Below are 24,794 nucleotides of genomic sequence, written 5' to 3'. Positions count from 1 at the left end.
TTAATTATCGCTCAAGCAGAACCAAGCCGGGCAAGCGCGACAGCGAAAAAGGATTTTTCATCCGTCAGCCATTCCGCTATCTCCATCCCGGCGGAATTAAGCAGTGACTCAACTTTTTCACGGGTGTATTTTCTACTGATCTCGGTACAGATTTTTTCGCCTGTTGACAGATTCACTTTCAGGTCAATTCCCTGAAGATTTATTTCTTGCTCCACCAATGACACAAGATACATCTCGATTCTTCCCTCATCCGAATTGTATATAGCTTCATGCTCAAACAGGTTTGGATTAAAATCACCGTTTAATTTTTTATTAATGACCGATAGTATATTTTTGTTAAACTCAGCGGTAACAGCTTGCGAGTCATTATATGCGGCGTGCAATATATTTTCGTCTTTTATCAAATCCACACCAAGTAAAAACAGGTCGTCATCACCCATTTTATCCGCAACTCTGCCGAGGAATTTTTCGCTTTCTATCTGACTCATATTTCCTATTGTAGAACCCAGAAAAATATAGAGAGTGGGGAAAAAACCTAATCCCTCAAATCTGAATTCCTTAGTGAAATCACCTACGTAACCTCGAACCGTTGACTGCGGATACTTCTCTTGAAATCCGGTCGCGCTTTGACCAAGAAATTCTTCGTTTATATCAAATAAGCCTATCCCCTTTAATAACCCTTTCCTCTCCATCTCATCGAGCAATATTTGTGTTTTGGTAGCAGAGCCGCTCCCAAGCTCGAATAGCGCTTCGGGACGATACTTCTCTATGAGATTTTCAGATTCAGAGCGAAGTATTGCTGTCTCTGTCCTTGTAGGATAATACTCAGGCAGCCTTGTAATATCGTCAAAGAGTTGCGAGCCTCTTTCATCGTAAAAATATTTCGGATTCAGCATCTTCGGGATTGAGGTGAGACCGTTCTTGACCTCTCTCCACATATCGTCAAACGGGTCTGAAACAACTAAACGTTCTATTAAGTTAACAGATAGACTCATTTCAAATCACTCAATTTTGGTTCTTCTCCAAGTATAATTTCAATCATACTGTTTTCGGGGACCGTTTTCCAGCCGGTATCGTCGTCAAGCGCCTCAGACGCGATAAAAACCCCATTTGGGAAATTTTTATGCGACGAATTATAATATAACGAATTACACGCACCTTTTATTTCGTGACGAATAAACGTAAGATTTTCTCCATCGGAAATTCCAATGTTCAGATTTGAAGTAAAATCAGAATCAGAACTATAATCCTTTAGCCATTCAAGCGTTTTTAATAATGCCTCCCGTACCGGTGACTCACTTTCTTGAACATCTGATAATTTCCACATAAAAACAGAGAATATAATTGCGCTGTCCGTTCTATTCGGTATCCTGTTGAAGTAATCCTCAGGAAGGTCGTTTTCCATCTTTCGTCTGAACTTATCATAAACTTTGATAAACCCGTTGTGAACAAACATATACTTTCCGGAAGCATACGGTTGAACGGCGGATAGTTCATTTGGAAATGGCGGCGTTGCATTTCTGACGGCGGCAATAATGACACTTGAGGTTACCGCTTTTGCGATAGTGGGAAAACGATTATCTGACCACAAAGGCAATAAAGTTGCGTATTGTGCGGGATTGCTCTCTACCTTTCGATTATACCAGCCGCATCCGAACCCATCAAGATTCACGTTACCCGATAGCAGCTCTTTGGAGGCATAACTTTGAACAATTAGGTTATGAGGAAATTTCAGCACTAAATCCTCTAACTTTATTTCTTCTCCCATATATGCCGCTATTCTGCACATATCAAGTTTTATCCGAATCCATAGCGCATCTGAATCCTGAAAACAGCTGCCTCCGCTGGGGATAATCCCAATTTCTGAATGATGCTCTTGCCACTTTTGTCGAAGTAGCCCATGACGCTCCCCTGAGTACCTTATATTCTTCTCCAAAATTAACTGCCGAATACTCTTCATACGGAAATGCTTCAAATCCATCGTAAGGAAGAAACGAAGATGACGTCCATTCGTACACATCGCCTAACATTTGATGACATCCTGACGGAGAGGTTGAATTTTCATAGCTGCCTACGGGAGCAGGACACCATCTTTCTTTACCGATATTTGCTTTATCGTTGTCAGGCTCCTCTTCTCCCCAGGGGTAAGAATATGTTTCGCCGGAATCCGGATTCCAACAGCAGGCTTTTTCCCACTCCTGTTCTGTGGGAAGTCTCTTCCCCTCGAAATTGGCAAACGCTTCAGCTTCGAAGTAGGACACGTGAATTACAGGTTCCCTCGGGGGAATTTTCATTACTTTATCGAATACTCTCCTGAACCATGTCCCGTTTTCCATATACCAGTATAATGGAGATTCGGCATTCTCTTCAGATTTCCATTTCATACCTTTCTCCGACCAGAATTCCTCCCGGTTGTAACCGTCGCTTTCAATAAAATTCAGATACCGTTCGTTCGTTACGGGCGTGGAATCCATAAGAAATTCATCTAAATAAGTTTCATGAGCCGGAAGTTCATTATCGTAAGCGAAATGAGGATTATCCGTCCCCAAAACGAAATCACCCGCCGGAATCAACAGCATTCTTTCTACCAATGCTGTTTCGTTCTGTGGCTTAGGCTTGGGACATTCAAAAGGCGGCGAATCGAACAGCGCAAGCGATTGCAAGATAGTCTCCTGATGCTGATATTCGTGCTGAATCGCCAAGTCGAAGACATAGCCATTCTTGAGCAATCTATCATCACCGTCAAGCGTCGCGCTGTCAAGAAAATCGAATACTTTTTTTCTGGTATAAGACATATACTCCAGAGATTCTGTAAACGATGGCAGTGTCAGCTCTTCTCTGATCTTTCTCGGAGTTTTTATGGCGTTGTAATCATCATCTGGCAGAATACTTTTTTCATCCAAGCCTGCGGCATTTTTCAATATCCATATTTCTTCAAATTTGGCAATATGCGCCAGGTCCCAGATGATTGGGCCCATAAACGGTTTTGGCGGGTTAAAGAGAAAACTCTCGGGTATTTGCTCCACTAACTCAAGAGTCTCACTTCTTACTTTTTCCAGATCACCGAACAGAGTGTCTTTAGTTCTAATGTTCAATTCGATTTCACTAAGTTAAAAAAATACAATTGAGGCAAAACTTGTGGGTTTTGAGAATTAAATGCAACTGCTTTTCGAAATTTATCTCTTATTTTTCTATAATCTGACATTATATTGTCTGTTATTATCTATACATCGCTGTTTTCTTGCGCAGTTTATGTTATAAAGATTGTGAAAACTGTCATTCGGCTAACAGTTTTTGACGAAAATTGTACTCCTTTTGCCTTGACAAACAGGGAGTGAAAATTTATATTATGCAGTTATATGAAAATAAATATTGCAAATATTGACGACGGTTTAAATCGACTTGAGCTGAGTGAGCCATCACGGGAATTGTCCTTATTGGATCATGGCCATCTCAAGGGCGATATTCGGGTCAAATTGGTTATAGACAAAAGATTGGATGATCTGAATCTGAAGGCAAAAGTTGTCTCTTCAGCAGAGTTAGTGTGTGACCGTTGTCTGATAAAATTCGAAAAGGAATTAGTCTCCAATTTTAAGGTTTACTATTCATCCAAATATTCTGAATCAGAAGAACAGAATACACGCCGTCTGAGTCTTAACAATCCGGTTATTAATCTATTAAACGATGTGCGTTCTTCTCTTGTTCTTTCACTGCCGATAAAACTTCTCTGCGAAGAAAATTGTAAAGGTCTTTGTCCCAATTGCGGAGTAAACCGGAATCAACAGGAATGTGAATGCCCCACGCAGCAGATTGACAGCAGATGGGAAACACTTAAAAGTTTTCAAGTAACAGAATCATAATTAGAAAATAATAAGGATAAAATTTTGGCTTTACCTAAAAGAAAAATATCAAAAACACGAAGAGATAAAAGACGTACGCATTATAAGGCTATAGCTTCTACCTTAATTACATGCTCAAAATGCCTTCAGCCCAAATTAGCGCACAGGATTTGTCCTAATTGCGGGTATTACAACGGTAGATCTGTTATAGCTGCTTCAGAGTAAATTGCCGGTACATTTCCTTTACGGAAAAATAGATTGAAGATAAGAATCGCCATAGATGCAATGGGTGGAGATTATGCTCCTTCTGAAACTGTTAAAGGAGCTATATTAGCTGCCCGGGAATACGAGGATGAAATAACTCTTGTTCTCATCGGCGACGAAGATGCCATAAACGAAAATTTAGCTTTGGAAAAATCAAAATACCCGAAGATCGACATCATTCACACATCAGAAAGTATCGAGATGCACGAATCTCCAACGAAAGCTCTGAAGTCCAAACCAAATTCATCTATTTCGATCGGCGCGGATCTCCAGAAGTCAGGCGAAATTGACGCCTTTGTAAGTGTAGGTAATACCGGCGCGGTATATGCCTCAACACTTATGAAACTCGGAAGAATTAAAGGCGTTCGGCGGCCGACCATTGGCACTATCATGCCGGCTGAAAATAAAGGAACCGCTATCTTTGACATTGGCGCCAATCCCAATTGCCGCCCCCTTGACCTTCTCCAATTCGCCATAATGGGAAGCATTTACGTTGAACATATCTTCGGATGGAAAAATCCTAAAGTAGGACTCCTGAATATCGGTGAAGAAAAATCTAAAGGAAACGATCTATCTCTTGAGTCTTATAAAATTCTAAAAGATAATCTACCGAATTTTTATGGAAATGTTGAAGGTGGGGACATTCTGAAAGGGAAAGTAGAAGTGGTCGTTTGTGACGGATTCGTGGGGAATATTATTCTTAAGTTTGCAGAGTCCTTCTACCAATTGCTCAAATTAAAAATTAAGCAGAATTTAAATAACAGGCCGTTTGCCAAGCTGGGAGCCCTTATGATGATGCCCGCACTCAAAGGATTAAGAAAGGACCTAGATTATCAGGAATACGGCGGAGTACCGCTTCTCGGAGCAAATGGCGTATCAATAATCGGACACGGTCATTCGTCCCGAATCGCCATTAAAAACGCTATACGAGTCGCCCGAAAAACGGTAAAGGAAAAGATTAACGAACATATTGCTCAAAAGATTGAACAATCTAACATCGCACAAGCTCAAACAACAAGGGAGACAGTTTAAATGAGTTATCAATCCCAAGTTCCCACTATGGCTAAAATCAGTGGAGTCGGTCATTATTCTCCTGAAGGGATACTTACAAATAAAGACCTCGAAAAATTGGTCGATACCAATGATGAGTGGATAGTTTCCCGCACGGGAATATCCGAAAGACGAATTGCCGCTGAAGGGGAATTCACTTCGCATATGTCTGTAAAAGCTGTAAATGAATTATTGGAAACTACCGATACCGACCCAAACGAAATTGACGTTATTATCGTCGGTACTGTTACCCCTGACAGGCTGTTTCCGGCTACCGCTTGTTTGATCCAGGAAGAAATCGGAGCCAATAACTGCTGGGGCTTTGACCTTTCAGCTGCTTGCTCCGGATTTGTATTCGGATTGAACACTGCAAGTCGATTTGTTGAATCGGGCGCTTATAAAAAAGTAATAGTAGTCGGCGCTGACAAAATGAGCAGCATAATGAATTATAATGATCGAAATACCTGCATCTTATTCGGTGACGGCGCCGGTGCGGTTCTCGTTGAGCCATCCGATGAAGAAGGGATTGGTATTATCGATTCTATCAGCACAGTTGACGGCTCAGGCGCGCCTAACTTATATATGGAAGCCGGAGGAAGCGAACGGCCGGCTACCCATGAAACCGTTGATAACGCTGAGCATTACCTCTATCAAGACGGTAAAAAAGTCTATATACACGCTGTTAAGGGAATGGCGGAAATCTCCGAAGAAATACTAAACCGGAATGGAGTAAACGGAGACGAATTAGACGTGTTTATTCCCCATCAAGCTAACAAACGAATCATCGATTCTACCGCAAAACGACTGAATATTGACAGTTCAAAAGTTGTAATTAACATTAATAAGCTCGGCAATACAACGGCAGCCACAATACCTTTGGGTATCTACGATGCTGTTCAGGACGGCAGATTGAAAAAAGGTTCTCTGGCTGTGCTCACAGCATTCGGAGCGGGTTACACTGCCGGGAGCACTCTTATTAGGTGGGCGTATTAGATTTGTATTTTCCCTCCGGAAAAACAGCGTTCATATTCCCCGGTCAGGCATCTCAGTATGTTGGAATGGGAAGCGATCTTTACGATGAATTTGAATCTGTAAAATCTATCTACTCCGAAGCTTCCCATATATTGGGATTTGATCTTGCGGAGGTTTCTTTTAACGGTCCGATTGAAAAATTGACTCAAACTTCCCTTACGCAGCCGGCGATCTTCGTTCACAGTTACTCCGTTACCGCCTTACTCTCTGAAAGAGGATTAAAGCCCTCTTACGCAGCCGGTCACAGCCTTGGAGAATTTTCTGCTTATGCGGCAGCCGGTGCAATGAATTTCAACGATGTTTTGAGGATCGTTAAAGTACGCGCTGAAGCGATGCAAAAAGCATGCGAACTTAATCCCGGAACGATGGCGGCTATAATCGGTATCGGATTTGAACCTCTTGAAAAAATATGCATTGAGGTCAGCCGAAGCGGCGTGGTGAAGATCGCAAATTTAAATTCTCCCGGCCAGTTAGTAGTCTCCGGCGATGTTGAATCTGTTCATAAGTCAATGGAGCTCGCTAAAGAGCAAGGCGCAAAGATTGTAAAGGAACTAAACGTCGGCGGAGCGTTTCATTCTCCATTGATGGAGTCCGCGGTGGAAGAGATCTCGGAGGAATTGAAGTCTATCTCAATCTCCTCCCCGTCATTTCCTGTTTACACTAACGTATCGGCGTCTCCGCTCACCCAGCCTAAAGAGATCAGGGACTCTCTGCTGAAACAAATTACGAGCCCGGTACAATGGTATCCCCTGGTACAAAATATGGTAAGCGACGGCGCAACGGATTTTGTGGAGATCGGACCCGGAAAAGTATTGCAAGGTCTGATGAAACGGATAAACAAAGAGATTAATTCCTCAGGCATTGATACATTAAAAGATTTAACGGGAATTTTTGAATTAGATGAATCTTCTTAAAGGTAAAACGGCGGTTATTACGGGAGCTTCAAGGGGTATCGGGAAAGCTATCGCCTTTCGGTACGCTCAAGAGGGCGCAAACCTTTTCATCTCCGCAACAAATGATAAACTGTTGGCAGAGGTAAAAACCAAATTGGAAAACATCGGCTGTGATGTTGAATGGAAAGTCTGTGATGTTTCCGATTACGAATCCGTCAGCGACCTTATAAAACTCGCTGTTGATACATTCGGCACTATAGATATACTTGTGAATAACGCCGGTATCGCAAGAGACAATTTAATTATGGCTCTTAAGGAAAAAGATTGGGATGATGTCATTGACACTAACCTTAAAGGCACTTTTAACGGAATGAAAGCCGTAACGCGCACTATGCTCAAAGCTAAAACGGGCTGCATTATAAATATGACTTCGGTGATCGGAATCTCCGGTAACGCCGGACAGGCAAACTATTCGGCTTCTAAAGCGGGAATAATTGGATTGACCAAATCCGCAGCAAAAGAACTAGCTTCCAGAAATATACGCGTAAACGCAATCGCTCCCGGATTTATCGAGACTGATATGACAGATTCAATCACGGACGCCGCGAGAGATTCTTTTTTTAAAAACATACCCTTAGCCCGAGCTGGAACGGCGGAAGACGTAGCGAATCTGGCTCTTTTTCTCGCTTCGGAGGAATCAAATTATATCACCGGTCAAGTAATAAATGTTGACGGTGGTTTACTAATGTAATAATATTAAGACCTAATAATAAGGAGGAACTGAAATATGTCCAATGCAGAAAAAGTTAAAGAGATTATCGCCAAGGAGCTTGAAATTGAGGCAGAAGAAGTTATTGACGGCGCTTCATTGATTGACGACTTAGGCGCTGATTCTCTATCAGTTATGGAGCTGATGATCGCGTTTGATGATGAGTTCGGCGTTGAAGTGCCTGAAGAAGATTATGAAAAACTCATCACCGTTGGCGATCTCGTAAATTATATTGATTCAAATAAATAACACACAAATCCAACACTGTTTACTCTCAACTAATGCTATGATCTCTTTATGAGTAGAAGAGTAGTCATAACAGGCATGGGCGCTGTTACTCCCATCGGAAAAACAGTTGCCGAATTTTGGAATTCCCTCAAAAACGGCAAGGGTGGGATTGGTCCTATAACCCGATTTGATACAACCGATTACAAATGTAAAATTGCCGGAGAGATAGATGATTTCGAGCCCGAAAAATTAATTGAGAAGAAAGAAATACGCAAAATGGATTTGTTTACTCAATACGGTATTTATGCTGCCGAAATGGCTATCGAAGATTCAGGTTTGCACGATACGAATATAGACAAAGAGCGCGTCGGTGTTATTGTGGGTGCAGGAATAGGGGGACTCACTACGTGGGAAACTCAGCTCGAACGGTTGCTCGATAAGAGCGCGAAAATGGTAAGTCCATATTTCATACCTATGCTCATTTCCGACATCACTCCCGGAAGGATTGCGATAATTCACGGCTTTAAAGGACCCAACTATTCTGTGACCTCAGCCTGCTCTACATCCAATCATGCTCTTGGAGATTCTCTTCACGAGATTCAAAGAGGATCCGCCGATGTTATGATAACCGGTGGTTCAGAAGCGGTTATAGTCAGAATGGCGGTTGCCGGCTTTATGAATATGCAAGCCATGTCCACTCGCAACGACGAACCGGAAAGAGCTTCAAGACCATTCGAATTGGATCGTGATGGATTCGTTATCAGCGAAGGAGGCGGAATTCTCGTTCTTGAGGAACTTGAACACGCGAAAGCGCGTGACGCTCATATTTATGGAGAAATACTTGGAGTTGGAAACACAGCAGACGCATATCACATCACAGCGCCTGCTCCGGGTGGCGAAGGAGCTGTCAGGGCTATCAATATCGCATTGAAGGACTCGGGGTTAGAACCCGAAGATGTTGATTACGTCAACGCTCATGGAACATCCACACAGTTTAACGACAAAAACGAAACCGCCGCTATTAAAACAGTATTCGGAGATCATGCATACAAGCTCTCAGTCAGCTCGACCAAATCAATGACAGGTCATCTGCTCGGTGCGGCTGGAGCAATAGAAGCGATAGCCTGTATCATGGCAATTAACGAGGGTATTATCCCACCCACAATCAATTACGACAACCCCGATCCGGAGTGCGACCTGGATTATACGCCTAACAATGCCGTATCAAAAGATATTGATGTGGCAATAAGCAATACATTTGGTTTCGGGGGTCACAATTCCGTAGCCGTATTCAAAAAATATACAGAGTAAGTTTATTCGCTTTTGAAAAGACTATTCGATTTATTCAGCAGAAATCGCAAAACAAAAAAACCCGTCGACCCGCTTGCTGATTTAGATATTAATTCTCTTTATAAAATTCTCAATTACAAATTCAGAGATGAATCGTTAATAAGAGAAGCTTTGACGCACCGGTCATTCAGTGTCGCAGAAAACTATCCGTCGAATCAGAGAATGGAATTTCTTGGCGATGCTGTTATAGAACTCGTGAGTTCACATATCTTGTATGAAAACTTCCCCGATAAAGAGGAAGGCCCGTTGACAGAGGCGAGATCAGCTCTTGTTAAAGGGAGCAACCTGGCGAAATTGGCTCAAAAATTAGGATTAAGTAAATTTCTGCTCCTGAGCTCTGACGAAAAATTACGTGACGGCGGGAGCAACCCTTCCATATTAGCAGATTTATACGAAGCGATCTCCGGCGCAATATATCTTGACGGAGGCTACAAATCCGCGGAAAAATTTATCGAGAAAACGCTGCTCATTGATCTTGGTTCAGCCTTTGATGACGCAAAAACAACTAACTATAAAAGCCGACTCCTGGAATATCTTCAGGCGAATGCGCTGGGAAACGTAAAATACAAAGTTGTGGGGCAATCAGGCCCCGATCATGCGAAGGTGTTTGACGTGGAAGTAGTTTTAAACGATGAGCCTCTCGGCAGAGGAACGGGGAAAAGACTCAAAGAGGCTGAGCAAAATGCCGCGGAGAAAGCGCTTCAACATATTGATAGCTTAAATAAAAAATCCGCTGTTAAGGCGGATTCAGAATAATTCAGATAAGGATAATTATTTCTAATTATTTTCTTTACCGATGCTGTTGAGCGCATTTAGTTTATCGCGTAATTTCGCTGCCAATTCATAATTTTCCACATCAATTGCCTTATCTAATTCCTCTTGAAGTAAAGTTCCTTTAGACGCCTCGGCAGAGCCAAAATGAAACTCCTCTATCTCCTCCTGGTCAGCCAAAATCACACCCGCTTCTTTCATCACTTTCTTATTGACAAATACCGGCGCGTTCATTCTTAATGCCAAGGCTATGGCATCGCTGGGTCTGGAATCAATCTCCCGTTCACCAAATTGAAACGATTCAGTGTAAATCTTAGCGTAAAAGGTTCCTTCCACCAGTTTATTGATAACTATCTCTTTTACCTCGACTTCCAATGTCACAAGCAAATTACTGAGAAGATCATGCGTCATTGGGCGGGGCATTTCAATCCCCTCTATCGCCAATGCGATAGCCTGTGCTTCGAAAGCGCCTACAATAACCGGTAACTGCCGTTCGCCGTTGACTTCCTTAAGAATTACGGCATATCCTTTGCTTGGGGGATAGAACGAGATTTTTGCTATTTCAACCTTTAATGAATCCATAAAATCCTATTTTTTCTATTGAGAATAATGAGGTATCCGAATTTATCTGCATTTTCGCGCCTCTCTCAATGTCGGGGTCAAAGTTATTTGGAACGAATATGCAAGTCAAGCTCTTTTGAGTCCTCATACGGTTAATTCTTTTTTTAAGTCAGAAATTATATCTACCGGCTCGGGATCAACTTCGTTCAAAAGAGCCAGATAATAACTTATAAAATCACCCATATTCACAAATGTGAAAAACTGTGTTATCAGGCTCTCTCCTGTGAGCGTAATCTGCACCGGCTCAATACCTTTTTCCTTTATCAATCGACTCGTAATTTCAAATCTTTTATTAATTCGCTCGTGATACATATCAGTAGAAATAAATACGGGAAGTACCGCTACATCCTTCTGCCCTTTTAGATGCCAACCCATTATTTCGTTATGATTCATTTCGGGCAGTTCACTTGAATACGCCAATACCTTAGCGTTTTCCTGAAGCTGGTTTGCCCATCTCCTGCCGATAACGCTAAACGCACCGGAAGAAACATATATAACGGGTAATTTTCCTTTTAATTTCTTTGCGGTTTCAAGGGCAATATTCGTCTCTTCTGATTCGAGATTTCCATATACTTTCACCATATCGTCAAGGTGGCCGGCTGCATCTTCAATCTCCGGACTTTTATCCGAAATTATCCCATTAGAACCGAATATGACAAGCCAGGGAATAGCGGCGTACGCAATCGCCCCACGTGGAGGAAGCCCCTTGGGAATTTTGAGATAAGGGAGATTGTCACTGAGAGCCAACTCCTCTAACTTTCCTCCCGTCGTGGAACAGATAATTTGGCACTTTTTCTCACGGGCGTCTTTATAAGCCGAGAGTGTTTCTTCCGTATTGCCCGAATAACTTGAAATTATAACCAGCGTGGATTGGTCTGCCCATCCCGGAAGTCGGTAATTTCTGACTACCGTTATGGGAATGGAACATTCACTTTCAACTAATGAACCCACCACATCTCCGCCTATTGCCGAGCCGCCCATCCCGGCAAAAAGTATGTTTGACACATTTTCTTTGTCGAATAAAAAATTCAGTTCTTTGGCAATCTTCGCCGCATCCCTCATCTGGTTTGGCAAATCGGATATGACGCCATAAATATCTGACTTATCATAATCATTTTTCAATTTCAAAATATCCGGGGAACCGTTGCTCATTAACTCTCCCTACTTTCTACCATACCAGTTATCTCCACCAAATTCTTTCTGGCGTCTACATCTATAAACTCTAAATTTGATAATGCGATTGCGATACTTTTTTCGATCAGCTTCCGCGTGAGATCGAACACGCCAATCTCCTGAAATATTTCTCCTACTCTAATCAAATCCACTCTCAATATATCCTCTTTATTCAATATCGCGGACAACTCCTTATTCTGCTCAGTATTAGCTAATTTAAGCGCATTAATAAGAAGAAATGTTTTCTTTCCTTTAACTAAATCGCTGCCGAGACTTTTGCCCATTTTGGATTTAGTGGATGTTATTTCGAGATAGTCGTCCTGAAGTTGAAAAGCGTTGCCGAGTTCCAAGCCAAATGCTTTGAACTTCTCCACATCATCCGTTTCAGCGCCTCCGATTATTGCGCCAATTCCGGCAGCCATAGCTATCATCATCCCGGTTTTTTTCTCTATCATCTCCATATATTCCAAATTGGAAACTTCCTCTTTTTGCTCCAGCTCTATGTCTAATGCCTGTCCCTCGCATACGCCTAAAATGCCGTCGTTAAAGACATTTACGATACTCTTAATTTTATCGCCCTTCGTCCGCATAAGGGACTGATATGCCAGTACCAGTATCGCGTCTCCCGCTAAAATGGCGGCGGATGAATTCCACTTCTTATGAACCGTTTCTCTTCCCCGGCGCAAGGTATCTTTATCCATAATATCATCGTGCACAAGAGTAAAAGTATGGAGAAGTTCAACCGCAACAGCGGCATCAATCGCATCTTCAGGGTTGCCTCCTGCCGCTTCGCAGGCAGCCAACACTATAACCGGTCTAAGTCGTTTCCCGCCTCCCCCTACGGCGTGCCTTACCGGATCGTATAGAGATGAAGGACGCGAAGATTTTGCGATAATGGCAATTTTATCCTCCACGACATTCTTATAGTTATTCAGAGTTTCGTTATTACTGTAATCCATTATCCTTTCGCTTGGTTTCTCCGGTCAATCCAGTTCAATTTCGCCGAACTCCTGAAGTTTTCCTATGACTTCCGCTTTAATTTCCTCAAGACGCTCCTGAGATTTCGCCTCGAACCGAACTACTATTACAGGCTGAGTATTGGATGCCCGTACTAATCCCCAACCGTCTCCAAACATTATCCTGACGCCGTCAACCGTCGTACATTCGTAATTCTTTGTGAAATATTCTACCGCTTTTTGCGCAATCTCAAACTTAGCCTTATCGTCCTTAGTGTTCAACCTCATTTCAGGAGTTGAGTAATACTTTGGAAGTTTTGCCATCATCTCTGAAAGCGATTCTTCCCTTTCGGACATAAATCGAGCAAGCCTGGCAGTCACGTAAAGCGCATCATCGTAACCGTAATGCTCATCGCCGAAAAATATATGACCGCTCATTTCGCCTGCAAAGCCCTCATCCAACTCCCTCAATTTTTCCTTGATAAGAGAATGACCGGTCCTGTACATAAGCGGCGTACCGCCCAGTTCCTCAATCCTCTCGGGAAGCGCTTGAGAGCATTTTACATCAAAAATTATCGTCCTGTTTCCTTTCGAGAGAATTTCTTCGGAGAAAAGAGCCATCAGATAATCCGCCCAGACTATCTCACCTTTGTTATCCACCACACCTATCCTGTCCATATCGCCGTCAAATGCCACACCAAAATCGTAGTTCCCCTTTTTCACCGTCTCGATCAACTTCGTGATATATTTCTCTATCGTAGGGTCAGGATGATGGTTTGGGAAAGTTCCGTCCGGCTCGGTAAACAGCTCGTCCACTTCGCACCCGATTGCTCGCAGGACTTCAGGCGCCACAAGCCCGCCTGCGCCGTTCCCGCAGTCAGTTATGATTTTTATTTTCTTTTTCAGTTTGATTTTTCCTATAATATCTCTGCGGTAATCCTCTGTGATGTCAGCCTCTTCCACCGTTCCCTCACCCGAATCAAAATCATCATCATCAATAATTTTTTTTATTGCCATAATTCCTTCGCCATAAACAGCGCCGGTGGAAAGAGTCATCTTAAAGCCGTTGAATTCCGGCGGATTATGGCTGCCGGTAATCTGAACAGCGCCTTTGAGATTCAATCGAAATATACTGAAATAACTTACAGGCGTTGGAATTATTCCGATATCCACCACATTCACACCTGTAGAAATAACGCCTTTGGCGAACGCTTTTTTCAGTTGTTTGGTGGTAAGGCGAACATCTCCGCCAAGGCTGATTTTATCCACCCCTTTTCTTTGGACATAAGTGCCGAAACCCTTACCAAGAATTTCAACTACGTCGTCGGGAAAATCCTTTTCCACGACGCCTCTTATATCGTACTCCCTGAAAATAAAAGGATTAATTTCCATTTTTATCGTCTTCCTTAAATTAAATCGTCAATTTTCCTAATAATACCTGCCTTGACGCACCCGTTACATTGGGAACGTTTGAATCAGCTCCTGCAACAAATTCGTTCGCAAGAATGGCAAATGCAACAGCCTCTTTCGCATCGGATTCAATACCATATTCGTCTATCATTTTTACTTTCATAGGCGAAAATAGATTACCCAAATGTTCCATAAGAACAGGGTTGGATGTTCCTCCGCCGCTTGCGATAACTTCCGTAATTCCATTTTCACCGCTCGCATATTCATCGAAATTAAATTTTATGGACTCAGCGCTGAACCGGGTCAGCGTCGCTATAAAATCAAGTTTGCTTGCTTCAGATTTGATTTCGAATTTTACTATCAGCGAATTAAAATAATCCTCTCCGAAATCCTCTCTGCCTGTGGATTTTGGAGGCGGCTTACTTATATAGGGATGATCCATTAGCTCTGAAAGCCAATTGCTGTTTACCTCTCCGGCAGCAGAATATTTTCCGTCCCCGTCAAGCCGTTGAGCGCCCCTCGATATGGATTCAGCCGCTAAATCCATAAGCATATTAGCCGGTCCTGTATCCCATGCGTTAATATCATCAAGGCTATTGCATGGCGATGGTATGGTAGTGAAATTGGCTATGCCTCCTAAATTCAGCAGTAACTTTCCTCCGTCTTTCCCAAAAAGAATATAATCCACGTATGGAACAAGCGGCGCTCCGTTACCACCCGCCGCTATGTCCCTGACTCTGAAATCCGCTACCACCGGAACTCCGAAGGTTTCCGCTAACACCGCCGCTTCACCTACCTGAAGACTCGAATGTCCGTCCGCGTGATATATCGTCTGACCGTGAGAGCCGATCAGGTCCAGCTCCTTTGGCGGGATTCCCGATTCTGTCAACGCCTTCCCGAGTGAGTCAGAAAATTCTTTTCCAAGATCAAAGTTCAGCCGGCAAACAGCTTCGGCTCCTCCTTCGATCGAATTTTTAATTTGCTCACGCATATCGTTTTCGAAGGGATAGCTGTTGAAATACTTTATCTCCCATTTTGTATCTGTCCCGCTTCCCGATAGCTCGGTAATAGCAACATCCACGCCGTCCATTGATGTTCCGCTAATCAAGCCGGCAACGGTTAACTTATCGCGCTCCCAAAGATTGTTAAGCTGTTCTATCATGGAAGATTAACAGCGTTTCTTATTATTCCGTCCGCCTCTTCAAGCAGCTCCGACGCTTTTGAGCTATCAACAGAAGCGATTTGCATTACCAGCGCGGTTTTCAAATTCATATCCGCTTCTCGCAGAAGTGATTCCGCCGACTCATAGTTTAAACCTGTAATAGTCTCAAGTATTCTGCACGCCCTGTCAACAAGTTTGTTGTTCACCGCCTTTAAGTCCACCATCAGGTTTTTGTATACTTTACCCAATTTTATCATCGAAGTTGTGGTGACCATATTCAAGACCAGCTTGGTGGCGGTGCCCGCTTTCATACGGGTGGAGCCTGTGATAACCTCCGCTCCCACAATGAGCGTTATGATAACCTCCGCCGCTACATCGTCGGGATCAACAGCATTACAGGTAAGAAACACAGTTTTCGCTCCTAATTCTCTCGCTTTTTCAAGCGCACCAAGGACATAAGGCGTTCTTCCGCTTGTGGCAATACCGAATACAACATCTTTTTCAGTGATGTTTTTCGCCGCAATATCGGTTTTCCCGTCTTCGGGGTAATCTTCCGCTCCCTCGATTGAACGAACAAGAGCATCCATCCCGCCTGCGATAATTCCCTGCACCAATTCCGGTTCGGCAGAAAAAGTAGGAGGAATTTCCGTTGAGTCTAATATTCCGAGTCTGCCGCTCGTTCCCGCTCCCGCATAGATAAGCCGCCCTCCGCTGCGGAGAGATTCTACGACTAAATCCACTGCCTTTGCGATATTATCTTTTTCTTCGGCTACGGTGTCTGCGATGAGTTTATCTTCTGAATTTATCAGGTCTAATATTTCGGGCACGGACATAGCGTCAATGTTCATACTTTTTTGATTGCGAGTCTCTGTCGTCAAAGATGCCATTTTGCCGCTGTCAACAATCGTTTTTTTTCTTTCGGTCACTCAATTTCCAGATTGTACGGAGTAACTGACAGACGTTGATCATCCTGCAAGAGTAATAATAATTCTATTGCTTCCTGAAAATCTTCCGCTAAAGGTCCAAACGGCGCTATGGCGTCTTGAACCAACCTGTCGGACAGCGCGCTGAATGCCGCTCCTATCCGAAATCCGGAGCCTCCAAAAGAAGAGAGCGCCACAAACTTAGTCTCTTCTCTGGTAGAATTAATCATCTCAAGAGCCACGTCTTCCGCTTTCCTGATACCGCCGATTATATCAATTAAACCCAGCTCGAGGGCGTCTTCGCCTGTCCAGACCCGACCCATAGCGGCACTGTCAACCTCGGTCTTGCTGAGCCCCCGTCCCTCTGCAACCTTGTTCACAAAATCATCATAAAGCTCATTCAGCTGTCTTTGGAGAAGTTCTCTTTCATCATCTGTCCATTTCTTATTTTCAGAAAAAATGTCCGAATGTTTGCCGCGTTTTATCATTTCTTTGCTGATGCCTAATTTTTTATAAAGTCCTTTCAAGCTCGGTTTACCCATAAATATACCGATAGAACCGGTAAGGCTCATTTTTTCAGCAAGAATCGTATCCGCCGGCATGGCGAGATAATACGCTCCCGACGCCGCTATGTCGCCGAAGCTGACTATAAGCGGCTTCTCGCCTTTAGTCTTATGCATCTCACGCCAAATTATGTCTGAGCCAAGCGTAGTGCCGCCGCCGCTGTCGATTCGCAGTATTATGGCTTTCACATTTCGGTTATTCCTTAGCGATTTAATCATCCGCGCTATTGATTTTGCTCCAAGCACTTTTGATCCGCCCAATGGACTCTTTCGGCTTTCTCCTGTTCCGATTACGCCGCTGAGATGCAGAATCGCTACTATAGGTTTCCTATTCCATCTGCGAACAAGAAGTTTTTGTTTTTCGTAAGTTCGCCCGGTTATTTTAGAAAAGTTCTTAACGCGGAACAGTTCTTTGACTTTATCCTCTATCTCGTCTTCATAAGCAGTGCCGTCTATAAGCTTTGCGGTAACTGCTTCGCCGGTGGTATACGGACCCTCTTCCGCCGCCGAACTTATATCTTCCCTTGAAAGGTTTCTTCCATCGGCTATAACCGAATAAATGTTCTCCTGAAAATCATCGAGAATTGCGTTCAACTCTTCCCTTCTCGAAGAAGACATTGAATCAAGCGTTGTGGGCTCAACCGCACTTTTATATCTTCCCACTCTGATGAATTCCGCTTCAATGCCGATTTTTTCCAACATACTTTTATAGTGAGTCACTTGCGCTCTCAACCCTGCAAAGAAAAGGTATCCCGACGGATTCATATAAATTTTTTCGGCAACTGAGGCAACATATAACCCTTTCACCGTCATAATTTCCGCATATGCAATTATCTTTTTACCACTGCTTTTAAACCGCAAAAGCGCGTTTCTTATTTCTGCGGCGGTTGACATTCCCCCCGTAAATGCGCCAACATGCAGGATAATTCCGCCTATCTGTTTATCATCACGCGCTCTGTCAATGAGACGAACCCATTCCGATGTGGTTCTCGCTCCCCTGAAAAAGAAACTCGAGGTCGGCTCATCGGGAACAGTTCCCGAAAGTTTCAACTGTAAAAAACTTCCCTTCTGTTGCAGAGAAGTAGCTCTTCTTCTATTTCTCATCTCAAGCACAGAAACAGACGAAAGATAAGCGCCACTTTCGCTATAGCGGTTGCTGTTGCGAACAGCTATAGTGGGAAATCCAATCTCTATGCCGAATTCAAATCCACCGTCTTCGTCCAGCATACCGTTAATACTGAATCCTTTATCGGACCAGTATTCTAACCCGAACTGAAAAATCGTATTATTGCCCGAATCAAATTTGCTAATGTTCGCGTCGGCCGAGAGCGTAAGAAATTCTCCCAACGGTCGCAGTCCCAAACCAAGACGATATCTGCTTTCTAATATCCCTACTCCCGAACCGATTAATACGGGAACGCTGCTTCCTCTGACGTCAGTTGCAACTCCAGCCAGCGAAAGCCAGCTTGTGGGTCTGAAGTTCAATCCCGCAGTAAACAGACTCAATGCCGAATAGCTGGTGCTGTCTGAGCCGAACCGAGAGTAACCAAAACCGATTGAACTGTTCGGGCTATTGCTCAGCGCCAACGCAAAAGTGTGTTTTCTTCGGGATGTTGCGGCATCCAACCACTCAAGGGAATATCCGATATTTCCAAATGCGAAATAAACGCCCGTGTCGCTGAAGAAATTGTCCGACAGGTGCGATTGCGCAAAATTAAAATTTCGACCTTGATTAAAACCTAATCCGGCCGGATTCAGTGCGATTGACGATGCGCTGTTTGTAATCGCCACCGATTCAAAAGGCAGATTGAGCCCATCTATCAGTTGTGCGTGGCTGACGGAAGATAATGCAAAAAGAATCAACGAAATCGCTGAGCCTCTTATAAACTTATACAATCAATACTCCATGCGGGTTTTGGTGATGTAGCTTAATAAGTATCACGTAGATAATCAACTAATTTCAGAAGAAATATAGCTGCCTATATGAGCAGAATCCAAATTCTGATTGAGTTTCACCATCAATTTGGTTAACCTTACTCATAAGTTAAATCAGAATGAGAAGAAAATATTGTTAGAAATTTTGTTGGTGGGCATCGGCTTATTTTTGTCCGCTTTCTTTTCCATGGCGGAGACGGTATTTGTCACCGTGAATAAAATCCAACTCGAAGTTCAGCTTAAGAGAAAGATCAGAGGGGCTAAGTCCGCCGTTGGTTTTCTTGACAAACCGGAGTCTTTTTTAAGCACTACCCTTGTCGGCACTGATATGGCCAATATTCTAACAACTTCTTTCGCCACAGTTATCTTAATCGGATATATGCCGAGCTGGGCGGCGCTCATCGTCACAAGTATTGTCATACTCATATTCGGTGAAATACTTCCAAAGACTATCGGGAGGGAAACAGCCGGTGTAACCGTCACAAAAATCGCTCCGCTGCTGAAAGTTACCCAATTTATTTTATATCCTGTCATCGCTCTGATTCAATTGTTGGGGAAGTTCAGTTTTTTCCGCAAAGAAGGAGAAAGCGAGATTCAACAGGCATTTTCGAAAGATGATCTGCGAGTTCTTTTCTCTCATGTTGAAGAACAGGGCTATATGGAAGAGCGCGAAGGGAGGATTATTTCCAATCTGCTAAGTTTCAATGAGGTCACTGCCGGCGAAGCTATGATTCCGAGAACACAAATTGCCGCCATCCCTTCAGGCCTCTCCCGCTCGGAAATAATTGAGGAATTCAGCAAGACACATCACTCCAAATTGCTTGTTTACGAGGAAACTATCGATAAAATGATGGGTGTTATTCTTTTAAAAGACCTCTTCGATATGGCGACCGATAAACCTCCTAAAATTCGTACAGTTAAGTTTATACCCGAATCCAAACCCGCGGATGAAGTAATGGAAGAGATGCAGCAGGAAAAACAGAGCGTAGTAGTTGTCGTCGACGAATACGGCGGAACTGCCGGTATCCTTACCATTGAAGACATCGTGGAGGAAATTTTCGGAGAGATGGACTTCAGCCTTCAATCGGATTCCACACCTTACCGCAAACTCCCCAACGGAGACATAATAATTAACGGCGAAGCGGAGCTTGACCTTCTCAGAGAGGAACTCGGCATCGAATTCCCCAACGGTGAATATGAAACTTTAGCAGGACTCCTGACTTTCCATACCGGAAAAATTCCCGCTAAAGGAGACAAAGTTTTAATTGGTAATAAAGTCTATGAGATAATCAGAGTGACGCCGAGAGCTGTTAAAAAAGTAATCTTAAAAAAGAGCACTTAAGCGGAAACTTTCTCCGGCTGTTCTGCCCTACCTTCTGATAAACTCACCGGTTTTGCCATATAGCGGTGAAAGGCGTAGATAGCGCCGACGCCTGCTACGATTGAGAAGAGCGGATTCACGTTGAATCCCGCCGGAATATATCCCGCCACAACAGCCACTGCAGCTACGAGGACAGCATACGGCATTTGAGTTTTAACATGATCAATGTGATCCGCCCCTGATGCCATCGAGGACATTATAGTAGTATCTGAAATGGGTGAACAATGATCCCCAAAACACGCCCCTGAAAGAACAGCCGCTATCGTACCGAGAAATATGGACTCCAATAATGCGGCATCATAGCCCGCTTCTATGGGAAGGTGATAAGCCATAGGAATCACTATCGGTATGAGAATCGCCATAGTTCCCCATGATGTACCTGTTGAAAAGGCTATTAATGCAGCAACGATAAAAGTCATCGCAGGAAGGAAATGCGGCGAAAATAATCCTCGCGTAAGATATAGAACGTAGTCCGCAGTTGAAAGGTCTGCCGCGATAGCGCCCAGTGACCATGCCAGGACGAGTATGACCATAGCAAGAACCATTGACTTGAGTCCGTTCAGATAGGCGTCAACGGTCTCCTGAAGCGTTAGAATCCTCTGACCTAAACTCATCACGCCTGCTAAAAGAGAACCTCCAAACGCAGCCCACATCAGAACTGTGAAAGAGTCCGCCGCTCCTATGATTTGGTAGATTTTCATATCCCCGGCTGAATCGCCTAAAGCAGACTTTCCATTGAAATATAGCCCTGAGATCACCGTAAATATGACAAAACCTATCGGTATGAGCGCGTTATGCCATTTCTTGGGAATATCATCCGGTATTTCCAGTTCGCTCAGATCCCCTCCTGCTAATGGGGTGGCGCCGTCCCGAAGAACTTTACCTGTTGAGGCTGCGCGTTTTTCCGCTCTGAGCATAGGACCGAAATCTTTTTTCCGGATTGCGGTTATCAGTATTAGAGCAAGCATTAATATCGCGTAAAAGCTGTAAGGAATCGACTGAAGAAAAGTAATGTACGGATCTCTGTCCAAACCGATATTCTTGAACCCTTCTCCTATGAGTCCATTTTGAAACCCGATCCAGGTACTCACGAATGCTACCGACGCAATCGGCGCCGCAGTTGCATCCACGATGAAAGAAAGTTTTTCACGGGATATTCGTAATTTATCCGTAAAAGGACGCATTGTATTTCCCACAAGGAGGGTATTGGAGTAATCATCAAAGAAGATAAGCAGTCCCATCCCCAGCGTGGCAATCTGCCCGGACCGCGCGGTTTTAGCGTATTTCGAGATCTTTTCCACTACGCCGAACATACCGCCGTTTCGAGAAATAATTCCCACCATTCCGCCCAAACTCATGCTGAATAAGACTACCGCCACATGGTCTCTGTCTGCCAGAGCCGGCACGATATAATCATTGATAGTCAGAAGGAATCCCTTAAAAGGATTAAATCCCGAAAGGAATAACGCCCCTATCCAAACACCGGCGAACAGACTTATAAGAACTTCCCGAAATAATATCGCAAGCCCGATAGCGATGAGCGGCGGAGCGATGCTCAAAATACCGGGTAAAGTCGTGACACTTTTTCTGACGGCCGAGCCGTTGAACCAAACTTCAATGCTGTTGTCTCCGCTGTTCTGAAAAACAGCATTGTCTATGGAAAACTCACCGTGGGTAATCTGAAAAATTACCGGTTTTGTGAACTTACCGTCCTCGTCTTCCACCACGAATCCTTCCAGAGATAACTCTCCCGATGCAGCTCGGTCAATCTCACCGTACTCATCGACAACCTTCAGCGAAAATTCAAATTCTACGTTTGTTAATGTATAATCGGGAGCCTCAATTTGGAGATTTGATGCGCTGTCCTGAGCATTCACGACAGCGTTTACCGGAAACAAAATAACGAAAAATAATATAAGCAGTCTGATCAGCATAGCCAAACGTAAATGGTTGCTCAGATAAAGTCAAGTAAAACTAATAGTTAGCGGGTTTCTGCCGCCAAAATCGGTTTTCAATGCGCTATTTAACTTTTATTTTCATTTAGCGTCTTAAAGAAGTAAATTATTTTCAATCACAGTTACTGATTAGGATAAAACAGATTTTATGATTAAGAAACTGGACAGTTACATATTTACAAAATTCATAACTACGTTGGCTATGACCAGCGCGGCATTCCTCGTCATTTTCTTTATTGTGGATCTGGTTGAAAATCTGCGAAAAATCCTTGATTCAGACGCTCCGGCGAGTACCGCCGCTCTCTTCTCTCTGCTGAACCTTCCATGGCTGTTCAATATTTCGTTGCCTATTGCCGTATTATTGGCGTCGGTTATAACGTTCGCCACATTGGAGAAATACAACGAGCTCGTTTCAATCAAATCTGCCGGCGTGAGCCTCTATCGGCTTGTTGTTCCTATGATAATTTTAGGAATCGTGATCAGTATTTTTTCATTCTATTTCGGTGAAATTGTTGTTATAAAATCAAGCAGAAAACGATTTGACATCGCGAGAAAATATTCGCTTAAAGGGTCTAAACGAGAAGCTTTGAGGAAGTTTAATATAAATTTCCAGGAAGGAAAAAACAGAAACCTCTCAATCGGAGTATACAAATTCAAAGATATGAAAGGCGAGCGGATAAATATACAATATTTCAGAAACGAATCGCTTTTCCAACGGCTGGACGCAGCGGAAATGATATGGGATGAAGAAAAATCCAAATGGATTTTCATGAATGTAATTTTAAGAAGATTTGAGGGTGAAAAGGAAATTATCCTTTCGAGCGAGATGGTTGATACTATTGATATTCGCGTCACTCCAGCCAGTCTGAAAGAAGAAAACCGAAAACCCGAAGAAATGAGCTATTGGGAGCTTGGAAAATTCGTTAAGAATTTGGAAGCAAACGGAATTGAAGCCCGAAATTGGAAAATTAACCACATATTCAAGATTTCGTTGTCATTCACAAATTTTGTAATCATTCTGATCGGCATACCAATGGCTGTCGGCAGGGTAAACAGCGGTATAGCTTTCGGCGTCGGAATGGCTCTTCTTACCAGTTTCCTCTTTTACGGACTTATTAAATTCGGTCAGACTCTTGCCAAACAGGGAATTCTTGATCCGATGGTGGGGGTTTGGCTCGGCAATGGTATCTTTTTATTCCTATCAATTGTCTTGATAATAAAATCCAGGAAATAAATTTTGGGGCGGACTCTGCTTAATTGCCGAGCGCTGTCCACAATGACGCCGAAATTTCAAATCCTTTCGCATTCGAAGGTGTATAGCCTCCTCTTAACGCATAGGCGAAATCAAATCGCAGCCCGATAAACCTCATTCCGAATCCGAAACCGAATTCTTTTTTTTCTCTACCACCGGCGGCGATTCCAATTCTCACCGGGAAATTCGACTCTCCGAAGTATTCGAATCCAACTGCGAATTTCCCCACCTTACTGGCATATAACCTGTCGCTGAATCCTTGTTGATAATCAATAGCCACCAGTGTTTCATAAAAAGTAGTAGATGCTCCCATTCGAAATATTGTTGGCAGCCGGGTCGAAAAACTTTCGCTGAATTCGGTTCGTTCGTTTCCTCCTACAACCAGAGATTCAAAACCTTTTTTCGCTACCCGGTTGAGATTCAGGTTATCAATATTATAGAAATATCTAATCCGCTCATTGCTATCAGTCCACCTTATTCTGCTGTATAGATTATTTATAGCCGCACCTAAATGCCATTTACCAACGTCAAGGATCAGAAGACCAACATCCAAGGAACCTCCCCACCCACCGGCTGACGCCGTTACCAGGTATTCAGACTCACTGAATACTCCTGATGAATCGGTCAGAAGTCCCGCGTTGGATTCATCAATTCCGAAGTAGCTTATACCTCTGATAACTCTTGTCGTATAGCCAACGAGAATATTTCCGAATACTCCGCCGTTGGAAAATCCTATTTCAGCGGCAACAAGCGATTCACCCGCCGCATCAAGCTGATATTCTCTTCCGAGTTCATTCCCGTTAAAAAGTATTTCGAAAGGAGCCTTCGGGACCGTCAGCTCTCCAATCGCATAAACGTCCGTTGAAATCGCCATATTATTCCATGATAGGTTTCCGAGAATAGGCTGCAAAGAGGAATCATAGAAGAATGTGAGCCCGTTTTCGGGAATGAGCGACAACAGCTCTTCTTTCTTATTGTCTTTTTCCAAATCCGCTCCGTTGAATTTATTGTATTCAGATAGACTCAAACTGGTATTTGATATTCCGACGTTCACCTGTAACAGCTGCATTGCGATGAAATTCCTGACAATACCAAGATTCGCCGGATTAACTCCGACGGCGAAGAAATCTCTTGCGATAGTGGTATATGCTCCCGCCATACCGACACTACGAGGGTCTTTCCGCAGCTGAGCGGACAGATCAGCTCCGCTTGATGCGAATGATGTCAGAATTGAGAGGCAGATAATTTTTTGTTTTAAATTCATTGC

The 24,794-nt window shown here is 43.4% G+C and carries 23 protein-coding genes; 11 read left to right on the top strand and 12 right to left on the bottom strand.

The genetic code is table 11. From position 1 onward, the window contains the following. Positions 1-11: 11 nt before the first annotated feature. The 3 genes from egtD to IIB39_05475 are packed head-to-tail and all read right to left on the bottom strand — an operon-like array spanning position 12 to position 3,095. On the bottom strand, positions 12-995 hold the full coding sequence (gene egtD / locus IIB39_05485; GenBank protein ID MCH8928153.1) for an L-histidine N(alpha)-methyltransferase: 984 nt from the start codon (positions 993-995) through the stop codon (positions 12-14). Beyond that, positions 992-1,789, bottom strand: a complete 798-nt coding sequence (locus IIB39_05480) for a class II glutamine amidotransferase (protein MCH8928152.1) — start codon at positions 1,787-1,789, stop codon at positions 992-994. The genes egtD and IIB39_05480 overlap by 4 nt, the downstream gene beginning before the upstream one ends. 1 nt (position 1,790) lies before the next feature. Continuing rightward, on the bottom strand, positions 1,791-3,095 hold the full coding sequence (locus tag IIB39_05475) for an ergothioneine biosynthesis protein EgtB (GenBank protein MCH8928151.1): 1,305 nt from the start codon (positions 3,093-3,095) through the stop codon (positions 1,791-1,793). Between the two features lie 264 nt (positions 3,096-3,359). On the opposite strand from IIB39_05475, the gene IIB39_05470 reads away from it, so the two are divergent. The 9 genes from IIB39_05470 to rnc all read left to right on the top strand — a co-directional run bounded on the left by IIB39_05470 (position 3,360) and on the right by rnc (position 10,181). Further along, entirely contained in the window at positions 3,360-3,860 is a 501-nt protein-coding gene (locus IIB39_05470; protein ID MCH8928150.1) for a DUF177 domain-containing protein, read from the top strand. Between the two features lie 24 nt (positions 3,861-3,884). Beyond that, a complete protein-coding gene (gene rpmF / locus IIB39_05465) occupies positions 3,885-4,064 on the top strand; it encodes a 50S ribosomal protein L32 (protein MCH8928149.1) in 180 nt (59 codons plus the stop codon). A 39-nt stretch (positions 4,065-4,103) separates the two neighbouring features. Beyond that, on the top strand, positions 4,104-5,135 hold the full coding sequence (plsX, locus tag IIB39_05460; protein MCH8928148.1) for a phosphate acyltransferase PlsX: 1,032 nt from the start codon (positions 4,104-4,106) through the stop codon (positions 5,133-5,135). Continuing rightward, the gene (locus tag IIB39_05455) at positions 5,136-6,146 is read left to right on the top strand and encodes a ketoacyl-ACP synthase III (protein MCH8928147.1); all 1,011 of its coding nucleotides are present in this window, start codon (positions 5,136-5,138) and stop codon (positions 6,144-6,146) included. 65 nt (positions 6,147-6,211) lie between these two features. Further along, a complete protein-coding gene (fabD, locus tag IIB39_05450) occupies positions 6,212-7,099 on the top strand; it encodes an ACP S-malonyltransferase (GenBank protein MCH8928146.1) in 888 nt (295 codons plus the stop codon). After that, on the top strand, positions 7,086-7,829 hold the full coding sequence (gene fabG, locus IIB39_05445) for a 3-oxoacyl-[acyl-carrier-protein] reductase (GenBank protein ID MCH8928145.1): 744 nt from the start codon (positions 7,086-7,088) through the stop codon (positions 7,827-7,829). The genes fabD and fabG overlap by 14 nt, the downstream gene beginning before the upstream one ends. 36 nt (positions 7,830-7,865) lie before the next feature. Next, entirely contained in the window at positions 7,866-8,096 is a 231-nt protein-coding gene (gene acpP / locus IIB39_05440) for an acyl carrier protein (protein MCH8928144.1), read from the top strand. A gap of 48 nt (positions 8,097-8,144) precedes the next feature. Beyond that, positions 8,145-9,386 carry a beta-ketoacyl-ACP synthase II gene (gene fabF / locus IIB39_05435; protein MCH8928143.1) on the top strand — a complete coding sequence of 414 codons (1,242 nt, stop codon included), beginning with the start codon at positions 8,145-8,147 and terminating at the stop codon, positions 9,384-9,386. A gap of 12 nt (positions 9,387-9,398) precedes the next feature. Continuing rightward, the gene (rnc, locus tag IIB39_05430; GenBank protein ID MCH8928142.1) at positions 9,399-10,181 is read left to right on the top strand and encodes a ribonuclease III; all 783 of its coding nucleotides are present in this window, start codon (positions 9,399-9,401) and stop codon (positions 10,179-10,181) included. A 21-nt stretch (positions 10,182-10,202) separates the two neighbouring features. Here rnc and IIB39_05425 read toward each other — a convergent pair whose 3' ends face one another. From IIB39_05425 to sppA, 7 genes are all read right to left on the bottom strand, one after another. After that, on the bottom strand, positions 10,203-10,778 hold the full coding sequence (locus tag IIB39_05425) for a bifunctional nuclease family protein (protein ID MCH8928141.1): 576 nt from the start codon (positions 10,776-10,778) through the stop codon (positions 10,203-10,205). A 123-nt stretch (positions 10,779-10,901) separates the two neighbouring features. Continuing rightward, the gene (locus tag IIB39_05420; protein MCH8928140.1) at positions 10,902-11,969 is read right to left on the bottom strand and encodes a bifunctional phosphoglucose/phosphomannose isomerase; all 1,068 of its coding nucleotides are present in this window, start codon (positions 11,967-11,969) and stop codon (positions 10,902-10,904) included. Next, positions 11,969-12,949 carry a polyprenyl synthetase family protein gene (locus IIB39_05415; GenBank protein MCH8928139.1) on the bottom strand — a complete coding sequence of 327 codons (981 nt, stop codon included), beginning with the start codon at positions 12,947-12,949 and terminating at the stop codon, positions 11,969-11,971. The genes IIB39_05420 and IIB39_05415 overlap by 1 nt, the downstream gene beginning before the upstream one ends. Before the next feature lie 24 nt (positions 12,950-12,973). Continuing rightward, positions 12,974-14,338: a phosphomannomutase/phosphoglucomutase gene (locus IIB39_05410; protein ID MCH8928138.1), complete on the bottom strand. Its 1,365-nt coding sequence runs from the start codon at positions 14,336-14,338 to the stop codon at positions 12,974-12,976. A gap of 19 nt (positions 14,339-14,357) precedes the next feature. Next, entirely contained in the window at positions 14,358-15,518 is a 1,161-nt protein-coding gene (locus IIB39_05405) for an anhydro-N-acetylmuramic acid kinase (GenBank protein MCH8928137.1), read from the bottom strand. Continuing rightward, on the bottom strand, positions 15,515-16,405 hold the full coding sequence (gene murQ, locus IIB39_05400; GenBank protein MCH8928136.1) for an N-acetylmuramic acid 6-phosphate etherase: 891 nt from the start codon (positions 16,403-16,405) through the stop codon (positions 15,515-15,517). Before murQ ends, IIB39_05405 begins: the two co-directional genes overlap by 4 nt. A 35-nt stretch (positions 16,406-16,440) precedes the next feature. Beyond that, positions 16,441-18,900 (bottom strand): signal peptide peptidase SppA, encoded by a 2,460-nt coding sequence (gene sppA, locus IIB39_05395; GenBank protein MCH8928135.1) that lies wholly within the window; start codon positions 18,898-18,900, stop codon positions 16,441-16,443. Positions 18,901-19,072: 172 nt separating this feature from the next. On the opposite strand from sppA, the gene IIB39_05390 reads away from it, so the two are divergent. Further along, the gene (locus tag IIB39_05390; protein ID MCH8928134.1) at positions 19,073-20,281 is read left to right on the top strand and encodes an HlyC/CorC family transporter; all 1,209 of its coding nucleotides are present in this window, start codon (positions 19,073-19,075) and stop codon (positions 20,279-20,281) included. On the opposite strand, the gene IIB39_05385 is transcribed toward IIB39_05390, so the two are convergent. Then, entirely contained in the window at positions 20,278-22,254 is a 1,977-nt protein-coding gene (locus IIB39_05385) for a Na+/H+ antiporter NhaC family protein (GenBank protein MCH8928133.1), read from the bottom strand. The genes IIB39_05390 and IIB39_05385 overlap by 4 nt on opposite strands. A gap of 169 nt (positions 22,255-22,423) precedes the next feature. Here IIB39_05385 and IIB39_05380 point away from each other — a divergent pair, with 169 nt between their 5' ends. After that, entirely contained in the window at positions 22,424-23,509 is a 1,086-nt protein-coding gene (locus IIB39_05380) for an LptF/LptG family permease (GenBank protein MCH8928132.1), read from the top strand. A gap of 19 nt (positions 23,510-23,528) precedes the next feature. On the opposite strand, the gene IIB39_05375 is transcribed toward IIB39_05380, so the two are convergent. Continuing rightward, a complete protein-coding gene (locus IIB39_05375; protein MCH8928131.1) occupies positions 23,529-24,791 on the bottom strand; it encodes a hypothetical protein in 1,263 nt (420 codons plus the stop codon). Positions 24,792-24,794: the final 3 nt, after the last annotated feature.

Source organism: Candidatus Neomarinimicrobiota bacterium (assembly GCA_022573815.1).
Lineage (GTDB): Bacteria > Fidelibacterota > SORT01 > SORT01 > SORT01 > JACZTG01.
Note: the sequence above shows the minus strand (reverse complement) of the source record. Positions and strands in the feature narration are given on the sequence as shown.

Coding starts and splice junctions, on each gene's coding strand:
- egtD (MCH8928153.1), bottom strand. CDS start 995: ATGAGTCTATCTGTTAACTTAATAGAACGTTTAGTTGTTTCAGACCCG.
- IIB39_05375 (MCH8928131.1), bottom strand. CDS start 24,791: ATGAATTTAAAACAAAAAATTATCTGCCTCTCAATTCTGACATCATTC.
- IIB39_05380 (MCH8928132.1), top strand. CDS start 22,424: ATGATTAAGAAACTGGACAGTTACATATTTACAAAATTCATAACTACG.
- IIB39_05455 (MCH8928147.1), top strand. CDS start 5,136: ATGAGTTATCAATCCCAAGTTCCCACTATGGCTAAAATCAGTGGAGTC.
- IIB39_05410 (MCH8928138.1), bottom strand. CDS start 14,338: ATGGAAATTAATCCTTTTATTTTCAGGGAGTACGATATAAGAGGCGTC.
- fabD (MCH8928146.1), top strand. CDS start 6,212: ATGGGAAGCGATCTTTACGATGAATTTGAATCTGTAAAATCTATCTAC.
- IIB39_05385 (MCH8928133.1), bottom strand. CDS start 22,254: ATGCTGATCAGACTGCTTATATTATTTTTCGTTATTTTGTTTCCGGTA.
- fabG (MCH8928145.1), top strand. CDS start 7,086: ATGAATCTTCTTAAAGGTAAAACGGCGGTTATTACGGGAGCTTCAAGG.
- fabF (MCH8928143.1), top strand. CDS start 8,145: ATGAGTAGAAGAGTAGTCATAACAGGCATGGGCGCTGTTACTCCCATC.
- murQ (MCH8928136.1), bottom strand. CDS start 16,405: ATGGCATCTTTGACGACAGAGACTCGCAATCAAAAAAGTATGAACATT.
- acpP (MCH8928144.1), top strand. CDS start 7,866: ATGTCCAATGCAGAAAAAGTTAAAGAGATTATCGCCAAGGAGCTTGAA.
- IIB39_05480 (MCH8928152.1), bottom strand. CDS start 1,789: ATGTGCAGAATAGCGGCATATATGGGAGAAGAAATAAAGTTAGAGGAT.
- IIB39_05405 (MCH8928137.1), bottom strand. CDS start 15,518: ATGATAGAACAGCTTAACAATCTTTGGGAGCGCGATAAGTTAACCGTT.
- IIB39_05470 (MCH8928150.1), top strand. CDS start 3,360: ATGAAAATAAATATTGCAAATATTGACGACGGTTTAAATCGACTTGAG.
- IIB39_05415 (MCH8928139.1), bottom strand. CDS start 12,949: ATGGATTACAGTAATAACGAAACTCTGAATAACTATAAGAATGTCGTG.
- IIB39_05420 (MCH8928140.1), bottom strand. CDS start 11,969: ATGAGCAACGGTTCCCCGGATATTTTGAAATTGAAAAATGATTATGAT.
- IIB39_05425 (MCH8928141.1), bottom strand. CDS start 10,778: ATGGATTCATTAAAGGTTGAAATAGCAAAAATCTCGTTCTATCCCCCA.